Raw genomic sequence first — 406 nt, forward strand, 5'->3', positions numbered from 1 at the left:
CCGATCTGCGGGCGGGCGCGGCCCTCGTGCTCGCGGGTATCGTGGCCGACGGCGAGACGAGTGTGCATCACCTCGAGCACATCGACCGCGGCGAGTGCGCCCGACCAGTGCGATGAACCCGGTAACAAGCGCGATGTTGACGAGGAAGTCGAAGGCGAAATTGAAGTGCAGCAGGTGGTTGCCGTGCCACAGCACCGCCAGGACCGCCAGCAGCGCGAACGATCTCGTAAGATTGTCACGCCGCCGCTCGAGGGGGCGCAGGAACAGCACGAGCAGTCCCAGTTCCAAGGCCGTGGAGAGCAGCCACAGGGGGCTCGTATAGTGACGTCCGACGTGGCGGCCCGTCACGTGGCCAGCATCTTCGTGCGCATGGACTATCGAGAGATGACGCGCCTCTATCCCGTCG

1 protein-coding gene and 1 pseudogene are annotated in these 406 nt (G+C 65.5%); both read left to right on the top strand.

From position 1 onward, the window contains the following. Positions 1 to 92 (top strand): annotated as a pseudogene (locus NE591_RS16370) (hypothetical protein); the annotation flags it as partial. Positions 93 to 165: 73 nt separating this feature from the next. Then, on the top strand, positions 166 to 406 hold a 241-nt coding region (locus NE591_RS12860), incomplete at its 3' end, for a hypothetical protein (RefSeq protein WP_256156815.1).

This window comes from Adlercreutzia sp. DFI.6.23 (assembly GCF_024462535.1).
GTDB lineage: Bacteria > Actinomycetota > Coriobacteriia > Coriobacteriales > Eggerthellaceae > Adlercreutzia > Adlercreutzia rubneri.